We start from the raw sequence: 17239 nt of genomic DNA on the forward strand, positions 1-17239 counted from the left end.
ACTAGTACGACTCTACTGGGGAACCGGGACCGGTTCGGACACGGGTTCGGCGTCGCGGCCCGCGAGCCGCTCCCGCCAGGCGGCCAGCACCGCGGTGTCGGTCGCCGGTGTGGCCAGCGACACGATCAGGTACGCGGCCAGCGAGAGGAGCAGTCCGTAGTAGACGGGCTCGTTGGCGAGGATGCCGTACGAGGCCATCAGCCCGATGACGGCGACACCGCCGACGACGACGGAGGCGAGCGCGCCCTGCACCGTGCCGCGCTTCCACAGCAGACCGCCGAGGATCGGGACGAGCAGGCCGGCGACGAGCAGGTTGTAGGCGACGGTCAGCGCCTCGACGACGTTGTTGAGCGCGATCGCCGTACAGATCACGGCGATGCCCATGACCAGGATGAAGACGCGGTTGCCCTTGACCTCGTCGTGGTCTTCGGCGTCGCGCTTCACGGCGCCGCGCAGCCGGGACCAGATGTCGTTGTTGGCGACGGTGGCGCAGGCGATCAGGGCGCCGGAGGAGGTGGACATCACAGCGGCGAGGGCCGCGGCGAGCACCAGTCCGCGCACACCGACCGGGAGTTCGTCCTTGACGATGGTCGCGAAGGCGGTGTCGGCGCTGGGCAGCTTCGGGTACATGACCTTGGCCGCGGTGCCGATGACGGCGCCGGCCACGGCGTAGACCAGGCAGTAGGTACCGGCGACCGTGCCGCCCCACTTGGCGGTCCTGTCACTGCGCGCGGTGAACACGCGCTGCCAGATGTCCTGCCCGATCAGCATGCCGAACGTATAGATCAGCACGTAGGTGAAGATCGTCTCGCCGCCGATGCCCAGCGGGTCGAAGTACTCGGTGGGCAGCTTGGCCTTCATCTCGCTGAACCCGCCGGCCTTGACGACCGCTATGGGCAGGAGCAGGAGCAGCACGCCGACGGTCTTGACCACGAACTGCACCATGTCGGTGAGGGTGATCGACCACATGCCGCCGAGCGTCGAGTACGCGACGACGATCGAGCCGCCGAGGATGATCGCGAGCGTCCGGTTCATGTCGAAGAGGACGTCGAAGATCGTGGCGTACGCGATGGTCGAGGTGACCGCGAGCATCAGGGTGTACGCCCACATGACGACACCGGAGATGACACCGGCCCGGCCGCCGTAGCGCAGGTCGAGCATCTCGGAGACGGTGTAGACCTTCAGGCGGGCGATGCGGGCGGAGAAGAAAACGCTGAGCGCCAGCAGGCCGAGGCCGATGGTGAAGACCATCCAGGCACCGGAGAGCCCGTACTGGTAGCCGAGCCCGACACCGCCGATGGTGGACGCGCCGCCGAGGACGATGGCGGCCATGGTGCCGGAGTACATGGCGGGTCCGAGCCTGCGTCCCGCGACGAGGAACTCGCTCTTGGACTTGGCGCGGCGCATGCCCCACCAGCCCATGGCCAGCATGCCGGCCAGATAGACGACGATCACTGTGTAGTCGACGGCCATGGGGTCTCCTCCGAGCGCTCGGTGGCGTGTCGTGCAGATGAGGTGGGGACGAGCCGGCAACTGATCGCGGGGACATCCGCCCGTACCCACGGCTGCCGGTCGGGACGACACTAGGTGGCCGGAAAGCGACTGCGAAGTGTACGTTTCATCCATTCGCTCCGAACGGGATGGAGGAACTGTCCACCATGCCGGACCCACAGTCACCGTCCGCCCCGGCGGTACCGCCGACCCCTCCCGTACCGCTGTCGGCGCTCCTCGCCCGCGAGGACCTGGCCCTGCGCCTGATCGCCGGACCGGCGGAGCCCGACACGGTGATCCACTGGGCGCACACGTCGGAGATGGCGGACCCCTATCCCTACCTGCTGGGCGGCGAGCTGCTGCTGACGGCGGGGGTCCACGTCCCCGAGGCGGCCGGCTCGGACGAGGGCATCCCCGGGTCGGGCGGGGCCGACAGCCCGGGGGGCTACTTCGACGGCTATGTCTCCCGCATCGTCGCGGCGGGCGGTGCGGCGCTCGGCTTCGGCCTGGCCCCGGTCCACGACACGGTCCCGCGCGCCCTGGTCGCGGCCTGCGACACCTACGGGCTGCCCCTCCTGGAGGTCCCGCCCCAGACGACGTTCTCCGGGGTCGCCCGCGCGGTGTGGCAGCTCATGGCCCAGGCCCGGCTGGCCGAACTCCGCCGGGTGACCGAGGCCCAGCAGAGCCTGGCGGCCGCCGCCGCCCGCCCCGATCCGGTCCCGGCGGTGCTCCGGCAGCTCGCCCAGCGGGTGGGGGGCTGGGCGGTGCTGTACGGCCCGGAGGGCACGGAGCTGGCACGGGCCGGCAGGATCCCGCCGGCCCGCCCGCCGGAGGCGACCCGATCGGCACCCCGGACCCGCCCGGGCATCCCGGCCCACCCGGCGGACACGGGACCGTCGGGAGCAGCGCCCACGGTCGGGGGACCGACGGAGCGGACAGCCTCGACCGGGACCACCCGGGGCCCGTCTCCCGCGATCGGCGCACCCTCCCCCGGCGCACCCCCGGCGCCGGCGTCTCTCGGGGAGGTGCTCGCCGAGCTCGCCGGTGTCGTACGGCCCGGGGCCGCTCAGGGACCCACCCCTTCCTCCGCCACCGACACCGTGGGCGGCATCCATCTAGCGGCCTACGCCCTCGGCAGCGGCCAGGGCTTCGTCCTGGGCGTCGCCGCGCCACGCCGTGACCCCGGCGACCACACGATCGCCTCCGTCGCGTCCGTGCTGCTCTCCCTGCTCACCGGGGAGCACCAGAGCGGGAGCGGCGCGGCTCGGTCGGCGGCCCTGGTGCGGCTGCTGCTCGGTGCCGCGCCGGAGGCGGTGGCACCCCTTCTCGGCGGCGAGCGGTGGGTGGTCGTGCACGCGCGCCCCGCCGGGGACGGCCCCGCCCCGGACGCCGTCGCCGCGTCCGCGCTGGGAGCGGCGCTTGGCTCGGCGCTGGTCGACGTGAGCGGCGACATCGTCCGCGTCCTCGTCCCCGGCGACCGCGAGCCCACCGCGCAGCCGGGCTGGACCTGCGGGGTCAGCGCGCCCGCGGGCCCGCACGCGTGGGCGACCGCCGACACCCAGGCGGCCCGAGCGCTGGCCCGCGCCCGCGCCACCCGGGCGGCCCTGGTCCGCCACGGCGACCGTCCCGCGCTCGCGGACCTCGTCCCCCCGGCCGATGCCGAGGCCCACGCCCAGGCCCTTCTCGCTCCCGTCGCGGGGACCCCGGCCCTGACCGAGACGCTCCGCACCTGGCTCTCCCTGCACGGCAGTTGGGACCGCACCGCGGTGGCCCTCTCCGTCCACCGCAACACGGTCCGCCAACGCATCGCCCGCTGTGCCGCGTTGCTGGGGACGGACCTCGACGACCCCGACGTACGGATGGAGTTGTGGTTCGCGCTAAGGGACGACTGAGCGGGCGGCACGGAGCCGGCCGACGGGGGCCGCGGGTGGCTCCACCCCAGGTCCCGTACACCTGAGTGACGCACATCCCAGCGACCGGGACAGCCGCACCCTCGGCGGGAGAGCACCGGCACAATGGTGGTATGCCGATACCCGGGACTCCCAGCCGCGCCGAACTTGTCGACCATCTCGTGAAGACCCGTATCGCGGGCGATGTCGCCACGCCCCGCGAGAACAACCTCTCCCACTACCGCAAACTGGCGAACGGCGAGCGCAACTGGTGGCTCGGTCTGGAACTCGGCGCCCGCTGGACCGACGAGCAGGACGTGCTCGCGGTGATGGCGGAGCGGGTCGGCGTCAATGACGACCCGGAGTACCGGTACGGCCAGGACACCATCGACCCCGAGCTGACCTTGGACGCCCTGGACCGCCTCGCGGCCCGGCTGCGCAAGGCGGCCGAGGACCGGCAGCGGGTGCTGTTCGCGACCGGCCACCCCGGCGGACTGCTGGACGTGCACCGTGCCACGGCCGCCGCCCTGCGCGCGTCCGGCTGCGAGATCGTGGTGATCCCGGACGGGCTGCGGACGGACGAGGGCTACGTCATGCAGTTCGCGGACGTGGCGGTCCTGGAACACGGCGCCACGCTGTGGCACACGCACTCCGGCGAGCCGATGCGCGCGATCCTCACCGCTCTGGAGCGGGAGGGCCGTCCGCTGCCGGATCTGGTCGTGGCCGACCACGGCTGGGCCGGATTCGCGGGCCAACAGGGCCTGGACTCCGTCGGTTACGCCGACTGCAACGACCCGGCGCTGTTCCTCGCCGAGTCGGAGGGCACGCTCCAGGTCGTGGTCCCGCTCGACGACCACGTCCTCAGCCCGCGCCACTACGACCCGATGACGGCGTACCTGCTCAACGCGGCGGGTTTGGCGTGAACCCCGGCGCCGCCTAGGACCTGTCGACCGGACAGGTCCTAGATCCCGGCGATCGATCCGGGGGCGCGTTCGGCGCGTGCGAGTCCCCGGATCACCTGGAGCGGGCCGTGCCGCCGGACCGCGAGGCGGGCGAGCAGGTCGACCACCGGCGCGGTCACCCGCTCGGGGAAGTCCGGTGCGGGCAGGCCCAGGCTGTGCGCCAAGTCGTCGGCGTGGACGACGAGTTCCATCAGCCGCGTGAGCAGGAGGTCGTCGAGTTCGAGGGACCAGTCGCCCCAGGACGGCATCCGGACCGGGCGTACGGCGGGGGTCCCGGGAAGCTCCGCCCGCAGCCGTTCGACGGCCTCGCGGGCCCGTCCCACGAGCACCTCGTGGCCGTCCGCCGCCGTGGCCTCTCCGCCGCGCCGGATGCGGATGCTGACCGCGCCGTCGACTCCGGCGTCGAGCCAGGTCACCCGCTCCAGGTAGTACTCCCGCAGCGACACCACCGGCTCCACCGGAACCGGCTGCGCCAGCAGGTCCGGCAGGGCGAGTTCCGGCCAGACGGTGTGCCCCGCCAGTCCCTGGACACTGAAGTCCCGCAGCGCGCTGGGCTTTTCCCAGGCGGCGGCGACGGCGGGTTCGGCGAGCAGCCCGACGACCGTGTCCGCCGCTTCCAGGAAGACTTCCCGGATGCGTGCCCCGCGCCAGTTCCACGACTCTTCCCCATAGGTCATGGCCGCCATCCAACCTCAGCCGCCGGACCGCCTCAACCGCCTTTCACGGCCAGGGATTCAGCCCTTCGGACCGCCGCTGGGCGTACCCCGGTGTCGGGTCCAGATACACCCTGCTCACCGCGGGGAGCACCGCCCGGATCCGGTCCTCGGCCTGTTCGCAGGCCCACTCGATCTGGGCCGCGGTCGACGCGTCCCGGAAGTCGACCTTGGCGGCGACGAGTGCCTCGCGCGGTCCCTGCATGAGCGTCGTCAGCTCCAGTACGGCCTCCACGTGCTCCAACGCCAGCAGCTCCGCCCGGATCCGCTCCCGCATCGGCCGGGGCAGCGGCCGTCCGATCAGCAGCTCCGCGTTGGAACGGCCGAGCACCCAGGCGACGTAGAGCAGCAGGAGCCCGATGAGCAGCGAGGCGATGCCGTCCCAGACGCCCGATCCGGTGAGCTGGCCGCCGAGCAGGCCGCCCGCGGCGAACACCAGACCGACCAGGGCCGCCGAGTCCTCCATGACGACGGCCTTCACGGCGGTGTCGGGGGTGCGCCGGAGGTAGGTCTTGAAGGGGGCGTCCACCCGGGCGGCCTCGCCGCGCGCCTGGCGCAGCCCCGTCCGCAGGGAGAAGCCCTCCAGGAGGAAGGCGACGGCCAGCACGATGTACGACACGAGCGGGTCGCCGAGCTCCTCGCCCGCGACCAGGGTGTGGATTCCGTCGTAGATCGAGAAGACCGCGCCGCCGACGAAGGTGGCGACGGCGGCGAGCAGCGCCCAGATGTAGCGCTCGGGGCCGTAGCCCAGCGGATGCTCCTCGTCGGCGGGTTTCTCGCTGCGTTTGAGAGCCGTGAGCAGCAGCAGTTCCGTGACGGTGTCGGCGACGGAGTGGGCGGCCTCCGACAGCATCGCGCTGGAGCCGCTGATGACACCGGCGACCGCCTTGGCGAGGGCGATCCCGAGATTGGCGACGGCGGCGACGATCACCGTGAAGACACTCTCGCCGCCGCCGTCGTCCCCGCTGTCCCCGCCGCCGTCCGCGGGCCGCGCCGCTGCTTCAGTCATGCCTCAGTCTTACCGAGGAATGCGCCGCTATCGCGGGACGCGGACCACACCTTCCTGGATCACCGAGATGGCCAGCTTGCCGTCCTGGGTGTAGATCCGGGCCTGGCCGAGGCCGCGGCCGCCCGACGCGGAGGGCGACTCCTGGTCGTACAGCAGCCATTCGTCGGCGCGGAACGGGCGGTGGAACCACATCGCGTGGTCGAGGGAGGCTCCGACGACGTCGCCGGTCACCCAGCCGCCGCGCCCGTGGGCGAGCAGGATGGAGTCGAGGAGCGTCATGTCCGAGACGTAGGTCGCGAGGACGACGTGCAGCAGCGGGTCGTCCGCGAGCTTGCCGTTGGTGCGGAACCACACCTGGGAGCGCGGCTCGCGGACCTCGCCGACGGTGCCGTACGGCGGCGCGTCGACATAGCGCAGGTCGACGGACTCGCGGGCCTCCAGGATGCGTTCCAGTACGTCGGCGTCGGAGAAGACGTCGGCGTACAGCGGAAGCAGTTCGGCGGCCGTGGGCAGCGTCTCGGGGTCGGGCGCGGGCGGCATCGGGGCCTGGTGCTCCATGCCCTCCTCGTACGTCTGGAAGGACGCGGAGAGGTGGAAGATCGGCTGTCCGTGCTGGACCGCGACCACCCGTCGGGTGGTGAAGGAGCGGCCGTCGCGGATGCGGTCCACGGAGTACACGATGGGCGCGCCGGGGTCCCCGATCCGCAGGAAGTACGCGTGCAGGGAGTGGGCGAGCCGGTCCTCGGGGACCGTGCGCCCGGCGGCGACCAGGGCCTGCGCCGCCACCTGCCCGCCGAAGACCCGGGGGACGACGGCGGACCGGGACCGGCCGCGGAAGATGTTCTCCTCGATCCGCTCGATGTCGAGCAGATCGAGGAGACTCTGAAGTGCCTCACTCATGGGGCAGTTGTACCGCGCAGTCTTTTCGCGGACCTTACAGGCCCATGTCCTTGGCGATGATCGTCTTCATGATCTCGCTGGTCCCGCCGTAGATGCGGTTGACACGGTTGTCCGCGTACAGGCGGGCGATCGGGTACTCGTTCATGAAGCCGTAGCCGCCGTGCAGCTGGAGGCAGCGGTCGATGACGCGGTGCGCGACCTCGGTGCAGAACAGCTTGGCGCTGGCGGCCTCGGCCGGGGTCAGCTCACCGGCGTCGAGGGCCTCCAGGGCGCGGTCGGCGACGGCCTCGGCCGCGTCCACCTCGGCCTGGCAGGCGGCCAGCTCGAACTTGGTGTTCTGGAAGGACGCGACGGTCTTGCCGAAGACGGTGCGCTCCTGGACATACTCCTTGGCGAACCGGACGGCGGCCTTGGCCTGCGCGTAGGCGCCGAAGGCGATGCCCCAGCGCTCGGAGGCGAGGTTGTGGCCGAGGTAGTAGAAGCCCTTGTTCTCCTCGCCGAGCAGGTCCTCGACGGGCACCTTCACGTCGACGAACGCCAGCTCGGCGGTGTCGGAGGTCTTCAGGCCGAGCTTGTCCAGCTTGCGGCCGATGGAGTAGCCCTCGGACTTGGTGTCCACGGCGAAGAGGGAGATGCCGAAGCGGCGGTCCTCGGCGGTGGGCGCGGAGGTGCGGGCGCAGACGATCACGCGGTCGGCGTGGACGCCACCGGTGATGAAGGTCTTGGAGCCGTTGAGGACGTAGTGCGTGCCGTCCTCGGAGAGCTTGGCGGTGGTCTTCATGCCCGCGAGGTCGGAGCCGGTGCCCGGCTCGGTCATCGCGAGGGCCCACATCTCCTCGCCGCTCACGAACTTCGGCAGGAAGCGCTTCTTCTGCTCGTCGGTGGCGAGCGACTTGATGTAGGGCAGGCCGAGCAGCACGTGCACGCCGGAGCCGCCGAACTGGACACCGGCGCGCGCGGTCTCCTCGTACATCACGGCTTCGAACTTGTAGGAGTCGATGCCGGCGCCGCCGAACTCCTCGTCCACGCGGATGCCGAAGACGCCGAGCTCGGCGAGCTTGTAGTAGAAGTCGCGCGGCGCCTGGCCGGCGGCGAACCACTCGTCGTAGACCGGGACGACCTCGGCCTCGATGAAGGCGCGCAGGGTCTCCCGGAACGCCTCGTGGTCCTCGTTGAACACAGTACGGCGCACCGCCGCCACCTCCGCCTGGATACCTTGGGATATTTCTAAGCGCTTGCTCAGATACGAGGTTACCCGTCGGTCACGAGCGCCGTCCAGATGTCACCCCCCGAGACGCTCGTCACGCCCCAGGGGCCACGGGCGCCTCCGGAGCCACTGCCGCCACCCCGGGAGCCACGGAAGTCCCAGGGGCCACCGCAGCCGCTCCGAAGGCCCCCCGTGCCATCCGGTGGAGCAGCTCCGCCGTCCCCGCGCGCCCCGGGAGCGCGCCCGGCCGCCCCAGGTGCGGGGTCGAGTTCAGCAGGCCGAAGACGGAGTGCACGGCCGACCGCGCGGCGGGCTCGGTCAGTTCCGGGTACACCTCGCGGACCACCTCCACCCACAGCTCGACGTACTGACGCTGGAGCTGGCGCACGAGCTTGCGGTCGCTGTCCCGCAGGCGGTCCAGCTCGCGGTCGTGCAGGGTGATCAGGGGGCGGTCGTCGAGCGCGAAGTCGATGTGCCCCTCGATGAGCGAGTCGAGGAGCGTCTCGGCGCCCCCCTCGGCCTCCGCCACCCTGCGCTTGCCGCCCGTGAGCAGCTGTCCGCTGATCCCCACCAGCAGCTCGGCGAGCATCGCGTCCTTGCCGGCGAAGTGCCGGTAGAGACCGGGGCCGCTGATGCCGACCGCCGCTCCTATCTCATCCACTCCCACACCGTGGAAACCACGCTCGGCGAAGAGCCGGGCGGCTTCCTTGAGGATCTGCTCACGACGGGTCGGGGCGTCGGTTCTGGTGGCCATGAAAACAATTCTAGACATTGAGGTTAGCGGTCGTTAACCTGAAGGAAGTGCGTTAACGCTCATTAACTGGTCGACCACTGGTGAGGGGACCGCAGGATGCAAGAGGCACCGGAGCTGACGAGCGCGGCAGATCCCGCGTCGGAGGCCTGGAGGGCCAACGAGGCGGCACACCGCGCGCTGGGCGAGGAGCTGCGCCACAAGCTGGCCGCGGCGCGGCTCGGCGGCGGCGAGAAGGCACGCGCCCGGCACACCGCGCGCGGAAAGCTGCTGCCCCGCGACCGCGTGGACGCCCTTCTCGACCCCGGCTCACCGTTCCTGGAGCTGGCGCCGCTCGCCGCCGACGGGATGTACGACGGACAGGCCCCGGCCGCCGGCGTCATCGCCGGGATCGGCCGGGTCAGCGGGCGCGAGTGCGTGATCGTCGCCAATGACGCCACCGTCAAGGGCGGCACGTACTACCCGATGACGGTGAAGAAGCACCTGCGCGCCCAGGAGGTGGCGCTGGAGAACCGCCTGCCCTGTGTGTATCTCGTCGACTCCGGAGGCGCCTTCCTGCCGATGCAGGACGAGGTGTTCCCCGACCGCGACCACTTCGGGCGGATCTTCTACAACCAGGCGCGGATGTCCGGCGCCGGCATCCCGCAGATCGCGGCCGTCCTCGGCTCCTGCACGGCGGGCGGCGCCTACGTCCCGGCGATGAGCGACGAGGCCGTGATCGTCCGCAACCAGGGGACGATCTTCCTGGGCGGGCCACCGCTCGTGAAGGCCGCCACCGGCGAGGTCGTCACGGCCGAGGAGCTGGGCGGCGGCGAGGTCCACTCCCGGATCTCCGGCGTCACCGACCACCTCGCCGAGGACGACGCGCACGCGCTGCGGATCGTGCGCACGATCGTCGCCACGCTCCCCGCGCGCGGAAAGCTCCCCTGGGAGGTCACCGCAGCGGCCGAGCCCAAGGTCGACCCGTACGGGCTGTACGGCGCGGTGCCGGTCGACTCCCGCACCCCCTACGACGTACGCGAGGTCATCGCACGCGTGGTGGACGGTTCGCGCTTCGCCGAGTTCAAGGCCGAGTTCGGGCAGACCCTGGTCACCGGTTTCGCGCGGATCCACGGCCACCCGGTCGGGATCGTCGCCAACAACGGCATCCTGTTCTCCGAGTCGGCCCAGAAGGGCGCCCACTTCATCGAGCTGTGCGACCAGCGCGGCATCCCGCTGGTGTTCCTGCAGAACATCTCCGGGTTCATGGTGGGCCGCCAGTACGAGGCCGGTGGCATCGCCAAGCACGGCGCCAAGATGGTGACGGCCGTCGCCTGCACACGCGTGCCGAAGCTGACCGTCGTGATCGGCGGCTCGTACGGGGCGGGCAACTACTCGATGTGCGGCCGGGCGTACTCGCCGCGCTTCCTGTGGATGTGGCCGGGCGCCAAGATCTCCGTGATGGGCGGCGAGCAGGCCGCCTCGGTCCTCGCGACCGTCAAGCGCGACCAGATCGAGGCGCGCGGCGAGTCCTGGCCGGCCACGGACGAAGAGGACTTCAAGGCGCCGATCCGGCAGCAGTACGAGCGTCAGGGGAACGCCTACTACGCGACGGCCCGGCTCTGGGACGACGGAGTGATCGACCCGATGGAGACCCGGCAGGTCCTCGGACTCGCCTTGACCGCCTGCGCCAACGCGCCCCTGGGTGACCCCCAGTTCGGCGTCTTCCGGATGTGAGGGGACCCACCCATGTTTGACACGGTGCTTGTGGCCAACCGGGGCGAGATCGCCGTACGCGTCATCCGTACCCTGCGCGCGCTCGGCGTGCGTTCGGTGGCCGTCTTCTCGGACGCGGACGCCGACGCCCGGCACGTCCGGGAGGCCGACACGGCCGTACGGATCGGACCGGCGCCCGCGTCGGAGAGCTATCTGTCGGTGGAGCGGCTGCTGGAAGCGGCGGCCCGGACCGGCGCCCAGGCGGTGCACCCGGGCTACGGCTTCCTCGCCGAGAACGCCGCCTTCGCGCGGGCCTGCGCGGAGGCGGGTCTGGCCTTCATCGGGCCGTCCCCCGAGGCGATCTCCCTCATGGGCGACAAGATCCGCGCCAAGGAGACGGTGAAGGCGGCCGGGGTCCCGGTCGTCCCCGGCTCCTCGGGCAGCGGCCTGACGGACGCGGAGCTGATCGCGGCCGCCCGCGAGATCGGCGTGCCGGTGCTCCTGAAGCCGAGCGCCGGCGGTGGCGGCAAGGGCATGCGCCTGGTGCGGGACACCGCGGTCCTGGCCGACGAGATCGCCGCCGCCCGACGCGAGGCGCGGGCGTCGTTCGGCGACGACACCCTCCTCGTCGAGCGCTGGGTCGACCGGCCCCGGCACATCGAGATCCAGGTCCTCGCGGACGGGCACGGCCATGTCGTGCACCTGGGCGAGCGCGAGTGCTCCCTGCAGCGCCGCCACCAGAAGATCATCGAGGAGGCGCCCAGCGTGCTCCTCGACCCGGCCACGCGGGCCGCGATGGGAGAGGCGGCCGTCCAGGCCGCCCGCTCCTGCGGCTACCGGGGCGCGGGCACGGTGGAGTTCATCGTCCCCGGCGGCGACCCGTCGTCGTACTACTTCATGGAGATGAACACCCGCCTCCAGGTGGAGCACCCGGTCACCGAGCTCGTCACGGGCCTCGACCTCGTCGAGTGGCAGCTGCGGGTCGCCGCCGGCGAGCACCTGCCCTACGAGCAGCGGGACATCACCCTGACCGGGCACGCGGTGGAGGCCCGCATCTGCGCCGAGGACCCGGCGCGCGGCTTCCTCCCCTCCGGAGGCACGGTGCTCTCGCTGCGCGAGCCGCAGGGCGACGGTGTGCGCACCGACTCGGGCCTGTCCGAGGGCACCGAGGTCGGCAGCCTCTACGACCCGATGCTCTCCAAGGTCATCGCGTACGGCCCCGACCGCGCGACGGCGCTGCGCAGGCTCCGGGCCGCGCTCGCCGAGACGGTCACGCTCGGGGTCCAGACGAACGCGGGCTTCCTGCGCCGTCTGCTGGCCCACCCCGCCGTGGTGGCGGGCGACCTGGACACCGGTCTGGTCGAGCGGGAGGCCGCGGGGCTGGTCCCGGCCGAGGTGCCGGAGGAGGTGTACGAGGCGGCGGCGGCCGTACGGCTCGACGAGCTGGCCCCGTCGGGCGAGGGCTGGACCGACCCGTTCTCCGTGCCGAGCGGATGGCGGCTCGGCGGCACCCCCAGGCCGGTGGGCTTCTCCCTGCGGGTCCTCGACCCCGTGGAGTACACCCCGCGCGGCACCCACACCGTCACCGCCGACCGGGTCGCGGTGACCCTCGACGGGGTGCGCCACACCTTCCACCGCGCCGCCGACTGGATCGGCCGCGACGGCGACGCCTGGCATGTGCGCGATCACGACCCGGTGGCCGCGTCGCTCACCGGCGCCGCGTACTCCGGGGCCGATTCACTGACCGCCCCCATGCCGGGCACGGTGACCGTCGTGAAGGTCGCCGTCGGCGACGAGGTGACCGCGGGGCAGAGCCTGTTGGTGGTCGAGGCGATGAAGATGGAGCACGTCATCTCCGCGCCGCACGCCGGAACGGTCAGCGAGCTGGACGTCACACCGGGCACGACGGTCGCCATGGACCAGGTACTGGCGGTCATCACCCCCGCGGAGGAAACGGAATGAGCACTCCCGAACTGGGCCTGCCGATGGCCGTACCCGCCCAGGCTGTACCCGTCCAAAACCTGCCCGCCCGGGTGCGGATCTACGAGGTCGGCGCGCGCGACGGGCTGCAGAACGAGAAGACGACCGTTCCGACCGAGGTCAAGGCGGAGTTCATCCGGCGCCTCGCGGACTCGGGGCTGACCACGATCGAGGCGACCAGCTTCGTCCACCCCAAGTGGGTTCCCCAACTGGCCGACGCGGAGCAGCTGTTCCCTCAGGTCGCCGACCTGCCGGTGGCGCTTCCGGTGCTGGTCCCCAACGAGCGCGGACTGGAGCGGGCGCTGGCGCTCGGCGCCCGGCACGTGGCCGTGTTCGCCAGTGCGACGGAGTCCTTCGCGAAGGCCAACCTCAACCGGACGGTCGACGAGTCGCTCGCCATGTTCGAACCGGTGGTGAACCGCGCGAAGGCCGCGAACCTCACGGTCCGCGGCTACATCTCGATGTGCTTCGGCGACCCCTGGGAGGGGCCCGTCCCGGTCCATCAGGTCGTCCGCGTCTGCAAGGCGCTGATGGACATGGGCTGTGACGAGCTGAGCCTCGGCGACACCATCGGCGTGGCGACACCGGGTCATGTGCAGGCCCTGCTCGCCGAGCTGAACGAGGAGGGCGTGCCCACCAGCGCGCTCGGCGTGCACTTCCACGACACCTACGGCCAGGCGCTCTCCAACACGCTGGCCGCTCTCCAGCACGGCGTCAGCACCGTCGACGCCTCCGCGGGCGGCCTCGGCGGCTGCCCGTACGCGAAGTCCGCGACCGGCAACCTCGCCACCGAAGACCTCGTATGGATGCTCCAGGGCCTCGGTATCGACACCGGGGTCGACCTCGGCCGCCTCACCGCCACAAGCGTGTGGATGGCCGGACAACTGGGCCGACCCAGCCCGTCCCGCACCGTCAAAGCACTCGGTAAAACGACTCAGTCCCACCAGGAGTGATCCCCATGTCCCTGGACCACCGCCTCTCCCCCGAACTCGAAGAACTCCGCCGTACGGTCGAGGAGTTCGCCCATGACGTCGTGGCGCCGAAGATCGGCGACTTCTACGAGCGGCACGAATTCCCGTACGAGATCGTGCGGGAGATGGGCCGCATGGGCCTGTTCGGGCTGCCGTTCCCGGAGGAGTACGGCGGTATGGGCGGCGACTATCTCGCCCTCGGCATCGCCCTGGAGGAGCTGGCCCGGGTCGACTCCTCCGTGGCCATCACCCTGGAGGCGGGCGTCTCGCTGGGCGCCATGCCGATCCACCTGTTCGGCACGGACGCCCAGAAGGCCGAGTGGCTCCCGCGTCTCTGCTCCGGCGAGATCCTCGGCGCCTTCGGCCTGACCGAGCCGGACGGCGGCTCGGACGCGGGCGCGACCCGTACGACGGCCCGGCTCGACCCCGAGACGAACGAGTGGGTCATCAACGGCAGCAAGTGCTTCATCACCAACTCCGGCACGGACATCACGGGCCTGGTGACGGTCACCGCGGTCACCGGCCGCAAGCCCGACGGCAAGCCGCTGATCTCCGCGATCATCGTCCCCTCCGGCACCCCGGGCTTCACGGTCGCGGCCCCGTACTCGAAGGTCGGCTGGAACGCCTCCGACACCCGTGAACTGTCCTTCGCGGACGTGCGGGTCCCGGCGGCGAACCTGCTCGGCGAGGAGGGCCGCGGCTACGCGCAGTTCCTGCGCATCCTGGACGAGGGCCGTATCGCCATCGCGGCGCTGGCCACGGGTCTCGCGCAGGGCTGTGTCGACGAGTCGGTCAAGTACGCCAAGGAGCGGCACGCGTTCGGGCGCCCGATCGGCGCCAACCAGGCGATCCAGTTCAAGATCGCCGACATGGAGATGAAGGCCCACATGGCCCGCGTCGGCTGGCGCGACGCCGCGTCCCGCCTCGTCGCGGGCGAGCCCTTCAAGAAGGAGGCGGCGATCGCCAAGCTCTACTCCTCCACGATCGCCGTCGACAACGCCCGCGAGGCCACCCAGGTCCACGGCGGCTACGGCTTCATGAACGAGTACCCGGTCGCCCGTATGTGGCGCGACTCCAAGATCCTGGAGATCGGCGAGGGCACGAGCGAGGTCCAGCGGATGCTGATCGCCCGTGAGCTGGGGCTCACAGGCTGATCCTTCGGGTACAGCCGGAACACCGCGGCCACCATCGGGCACCCGCCCGACGGTGGCCGCGGTGCGTCCGGCGCCGCCACCCCGGAGATCCCTGGACCGGCTCGGTTCCTTCCGCTCCGGCTACGAGACCGTCGGCAACTGGGTCAAGGGCCACTGGGTGGTCACCCGGGGGCAAGGCCTGACCGTCCGTCACCTTGCCGAACCGATCAGGCTCAGACCATGAGTTGACGCGGCGCGGCTCCCGGTCCGGACCGGGAGCCACGCCGTCGCGTCAGCCGCACCGCACAGGCGGGGCGCGGACCCGTCACCGCGCCCCCGCCCTCTGGACAAGTGGTGAGGTTAGGCTAACCTACCTTCGAACTTGTCCGGCGGGCGCTTCCCCGCCCCGTGCCGAAAGCAGTCACTCTCATGCCCAACGCCCGTGCCACTCACCTCACCCGTCGCGGCATCCTCGCCGCGGGCGGCGCCCTCGGCCTCGGTGCCGTCCTCGCCGCCTGCGGCGACGACGACGCCTCGAAAAACGGTGGCTCGGACTCGACGAAGGCCGCCGAGAAGTCCGGCCCCTGGACGTTCAAGGACGACCGCGGCACGACGGTGAAGCTGGACAAGGCTCCGGCGAACATCGTCGCCTTCACCGGAGTCGCCGCCGCCCTGTTCGACTACGGCATCGAGGTCAAGGGCGTGTTCGGCCCGACCAGGACGAAGGACGGCAAGGCCGATGTCCAGGCCGGCGACATGGACATCAGCAAGCTGACGATCCTCGGACAGGAGTGGGGCCAGTTCAACATCGAGAAGTACGCGGGCCTCGCCCCCGACGTCCTGATCTCGACGATGTTCGACGGCGCGGGCACCCTCTGGTACGTCCCCAAGGAGTCGGCGGACAAGATCCTCAAGGTGGCCCCGAGCGTCGGTGTCTCCGTCTTCGACATCCAGCTGCCCCAGCCGCTGGAGCGCATGTTCGCGCTGGCCGAGTCCCTCGGCGCCGACGTGAAGTCCGCGAAGATCGTCGAGGCGAAGAAGAAGTTCGAGACGGCCGCCGAGCGGCTGCGCAAGGCCGCCAAGGCCCGCCCCGAGATCAAGGTGCTCGCCGGCAGCGCGAGCCAGGACATCTTCTACGTGTCCGGCTCCAACCTCTCCATCGACCTGGAGTACTTCAAGGCGCTCGGCGTGAACATCGTCGAGCCCTCCGCCAAGGCCCTGAAGGCCAGCGGTGGCTGGTACGAGAACCTGAGCTGGGAGAACGTCGACAAGTACCCGGCCGACATCATCATCATGGACGACCGCTCCGCGACCATCCAGCCGGCCGACATCACCGAGGCCACCTGGAAGAAGCTGCCCGCCGTCAAGGCCGGTCAGGTCATCGCCCGGACGCCCGAGCCGATCCTGTCGTACGACAAGTGCACCCCGATCCTCGACAAGCTCGCCGAGGCCATCGAGAACGCGAAGAAGGTCGCCTGATCCCCCTCCCGTGACCACCTGACGATGACTCAGGAGCACTTATGACGACGGCCGTAGCCGCCCCGTTCCGTTTCTTCTCCCTCCAGGTCGTACGGACGAGGCGGCTCGGTCCGTCCCTGGTCCGGGTGACCTTCGCGGGACCCGATCTGCGCGCGTTCCACTCCGACGGGCGCGACCAGTCCCTGTCCCTGTTCCTGCCGCACCCCGGCCAGAGCGAGCCGGCCGTGCCGATCGAGCTCGGCGACAACTGGTGGCAGGGCTGGCGCGAACTGCCCGACGACGTACGGGCGGTGATGCGCTCGTACACTCTGCGCGAACTGCGCCGCGACCCCGACGAGATCGACATCGACTTCGTGCTGCACGGCACGGAGCCGGGTGCGACCGCTCCCGCCGGACCCGCCTCGCGCTGGGCGTCCGGCGCGCGGGCCGGTGACCGTGTCGTGCTGCTCGGCCCCGCTGTCGAGGACAACCGGGCCATCCGGTTCCGGCCGCCCGCGGACACCGACCTCGTCGTCCTGTGGGGCGACGAGACGGCCGTCCCCGCCGCCTCGGCCATCCTCGAATCGCTGCCGGCGGGCCTGCGTGTCCGAGCGTGGCTGGAGGTCCATCACGCCGCCGACATCCAGGATGTGGTGACCTCGGCCGACGCCGAGATCACCTGGCTCGTGCGGGACGAACACTCCGACGCGAGCGCCCCGGGCTCCCCCTTGGCCCTCGCCGCCCTGCGGGCCGATGAACTCCCGCCCGCCGAGGCCCCGTACGCCTGGATCGCGGGCGAGTCCGGCCGCGTGAAGGAACTGCGCCGTCATCTGGTGCGCGAGCGCGGCTTCGACCGCAGGCGGGTCACCTTCGTGGGCTACTGGCGCCAGGGGCTGAGCGAGGAGCAACTGCGCGAGCAGGGCGAGTAGTTCGCGCCGCTCGCCACAACGCCTCCCGGAGGTTCGGACCGAGGCGTGCGAAACGAAAGACCCAGGTGGGGCGGGGTCGCACGATCGACTTAGGTTAGGCTAACCTAAGTTGAACGTCGCGACTCCGCCCTTTCTCCTGTCCCGCTCGGAC

General features: G+C 71.3%; 14 protein-coding genes. 8 read left to right on the forward strand and 6 right to left on the reverse strand.

The annotated features are described in order from the left end of the window. Nucleotides 1-12: 12 nt before the first annotated feature. Nucleotides 13-1473, reverse strand: a complete 1461-nt coding sequence (locus tag ABZX90_RS06575; protein ID WP_351128506.1) for a sodium:solute symporter — start codon at nt 1471-1473, stop codon at nt 13-15. A gap of 185 nt (nt 1474-1658) precedes the next feature. Between ABZX90_RS06575 and ABZX90_RS06580 the strand changes: the two genes are divergently transcribed. Together ABZX90_RS06580 and ABZX90_RS06585 are read left to right on the forward strand one after the other, a co-directional pair. Then, on the forward strand, nt 1659-3383 hold the full coding sequence (locus ABZX90_RS06580; RefSeq protein WP_355201978.1) for a helix-turn-helix domain-containing protein: 1725 nt from the start codon (nt 1659-1661) through the stop codon (nt 3381-3383). A gap of 131 nt (nt 3384-3514) precedes the next feature. Then, nucleotides 3515-4303, forward strand: a complete 789-nt coding sequence (locus ABZX90_RS06585) for a phosphatase (protein ID WP_351128510.1) — start codon at nt 3515-3517, stop codon at nt 4301-4303. Between the two features lie 38 nt (nt 4304-4341). Here ABZX90_RS06585 and ABZX90_RS06590 read toward each other — a convergent pair whose 3' ends face one another. From ABZX90_RS06590 to ABZX90_RS06610, 5 genes are all read right to left on the reverse strand, one after another. Next, nucleotides 4342-5019: a maleylpyruvate isomerase N-terminal domain-containing protein gene (locus tag ABZX90_RS06590; RefSeq protein WP_355201981.1), complete on the reverse strand. Its 678-nt coding sequence runs from the start codon at nt 5017-5019 to the stop codon at nt 4342-4344. Nucleotides 5020-5062: 43 nt separating this feature from the next. Next, the gene (locus ABZX90_RS06595; RefSeq protein ID WP_351128514.1) at nt 5063-6064 is read right to left on the reverse strand and encodes a cation diffusion facilitator family transporter; all 1002 of its coding nucleotides are present in this window, start codon (nt 6062-6064) and stop codon (nt 5063-5065) included. Nucleotides 6065-6091: 27 nt separating this feature from the next. Then, nucleotides 6092-6964, reverse strand: a complete 873-nt coding sequence (tesB, locus tag ABZX90_RS06600; RefSeq protein ID WP_351128516.1) for an acyl-CoA thioesterase II — start codon at nt 6962-6964, stop codon at nt 6092-6094. A 34-nt stretch (nt 6965-6998) separates the two neighbouring features. Next, a complete protein-coding gene (locus tag ABZX90_RS06605; RefSeq protein WP_351128518.1) occupies nt 6999-8156 on the reverse strand; it encodes an acyl-CoA dehydrogenase family protein in 1158 nt (385 codons plus the stop codon). 109 nt (nt 8157-8265) lie between these two features. Next, complete coding sequence (locus ABZX90_RS06610; protein WP_355201986.1) at nt 8266-8925, reverse strand: TetR/AcrR family transcriptional regulator; 660 nt, start codon at nt 8923-8925, stop codon at nt 8266-8268. A gap of 96 nt (nt 8926-9021) precedes the next feature. On the opposite strand from ABZX90_RS06610, the gene ABZX90_RS06615 reads away from it, so the two are divergent. From ABZX90_RS06615 to ABZX90_RS06640, 6 genes are all read left to right on the forward strand, one after another. After that, nucleotides 9022-10638: a carboxyl transferase domain-containing protein gene (locus ABZX90_RS06615; RefSeq protein ID WP_351128522.1), complete on the forward strand. Its 1617-nt coding sequence runs from the start codon at nt 9022-9024 to the stop codon at nt 10636-10638. A 12-nt stretch (nt 10639-10650) separates the two neighbouring features. Further along, entirely contained in the window at nt 10651-12579 is a 1929-nt protein-coding gene (locus tag ABZX90_RS06620) for an acetyl-CoA carboxylase biotin carboxylase subunit (protein WP_351128524.1), read from the forward strand. After that, entirely contained in the window at nt 12576-13550 is a 975-nt protein-coding gene (locus tag ABZX90_RS06625; RefSeq protein ID WP_351128526.1) for a hydroxymethylglutaryl-CoA lyase, read from the forward strand. Before ABZX90_RS06620 ends, ABZX90_RS06625 begins: the two co-directional genes overlap by 4 nt. Before the next feature lie 11 nt (nt 13551-13561). Further along, nucleotides 13562-14722 (forward strand): acyl-CoA dehydrogenase family protein, encoded by a 1161-nt coding sequence (locus ABZX90_RS06630; protein WP_351128535.1) that lies wholly within the window; start codon nt 13562-13564, stop codon nt 14720-14722. Nucleotides 14723-15130: 408 nt separating this feature from the next. Then, entirely contained in the window at nt 15131-16180 is a 1050-nt protein-coding gene (locus tag ABZX90_RS06635) for an ABC transporter substrate-binding protein (RefSeq protein WP_351122305.1), read from the forward strand. Between the two features lie 41 nt (nt 16181-16221). Beyond that, entirely contained in the window at nt 16222-17088 is an 867-nt protein-coding gene (locus ABZX90_RS06640; protein ID WP_355201991.1) for a siderophore-interacting protein, read from the forward strand. The last annotated feature ends 151 nt before the right edge of the window (nt 17089-17239 follow it).

It is taken from the genome of Streptomyces sp. NPDC002935 (assembly GCF_040611295.1).
Lineage (GTDB): Bacteria > Actinomycetota > Actinomycetes > Streptomycetales > Streptomycetaceae > Streptomyces.

What these genes read in the sequence shown, in the direction of transcription:
- ABZX90_RS06620 (WP_351128524.1), top strand. Translation starts at nt 10,651, where the DNA reads ATGTTTGACACGGTGCTTGTGGCCAACCGGGGCGAGATCGCCGTACGC.
- ABZX90_RS06585 (WP_351128510.1), top strand. Translation starts at nt 3,515, where the DNA reads ATGCCGATACCCGGGACTCCCAGCCGCGCCGAACTTGTCGACCATCTC.
- ABZX90_RS06625 (WP_351128526.1), top strand. Translation starts at nt 12,576, where the DNA reads ATGAGCACTCCCGAACTGGGCCTGCCGATGGCCGTACCCGCCCAGGCT.
- ABZX90_RS06610 (WP_355201986.1), bottom strand. Translation starts at nt 8,925, where the DNA reads ATGGCCACCAGAACCGACGCCCCGACCCGTCGTGAGCAGATCCTCAAG.
- ABZX90_RS06595 (WP_351128514.1), bottom strand. Translation starts at nt 6,064, where the DNA reads ATGACTGAAGCAGCGGCGCGGCCCGCGGACGGCGGCGGGGACAGCGGG.
- tesB (WP_351128516.1), bottom strand. Translation starts at nt 6,964, where the DNA reads ATGAGTGAGGCACTTCAGAGTCTCCTCGATCTGCTCGACATCGAGCGG.
- ABZX90_RS06575 (WP_351128506.1), bottom strand. Translation starts at nt 1,473, where the DNA reads ATGGCCGTCGACTACACAGTGATCGTCGTCTATCTGGCCGGCATGCTG.
- ABZX90_RS06635 (WP_351122305.1), top strand. Translation starts at nt 15,131, where the DNA reads ATGCCCAACGCCCGTGCCACTCACCTCACCCGTCGCGGCATCCTCGCC.
- ABZX90_RS06580 (WP_355201978.1), top strand. Translation starts at nt 1,659, where the DNA reads ATGCCGGACCCACAGTCACCGTCCGCCCCGGCGGTACCGCCGACCCCT.
- ABZX90_RS06640 (WP_355201991.1), top strand. Translation starts at nt 16,222, where the DNA reads ATGACGACGGCCGTAGCCGCCCCGTTCCGTTTCTTCTCCCTCCAGGTC.
- ABZX90_RS06615 (WP_351128522.1), top strand. Translation starts at nt 9,022, where the DNA reads ATGCAAGAGGCACCGGAGCTGACGAGCGCGGCAGATCCCGCGTCGGAG.
- ABZX90_RS06590 (WP_355201981.1), bottom strand. Translation starts at nt 5,019, where the DNA reads ATGACCTATGGGGAAGAGTCGTGGAACTGGCGCGGGGCACGCATCCGG.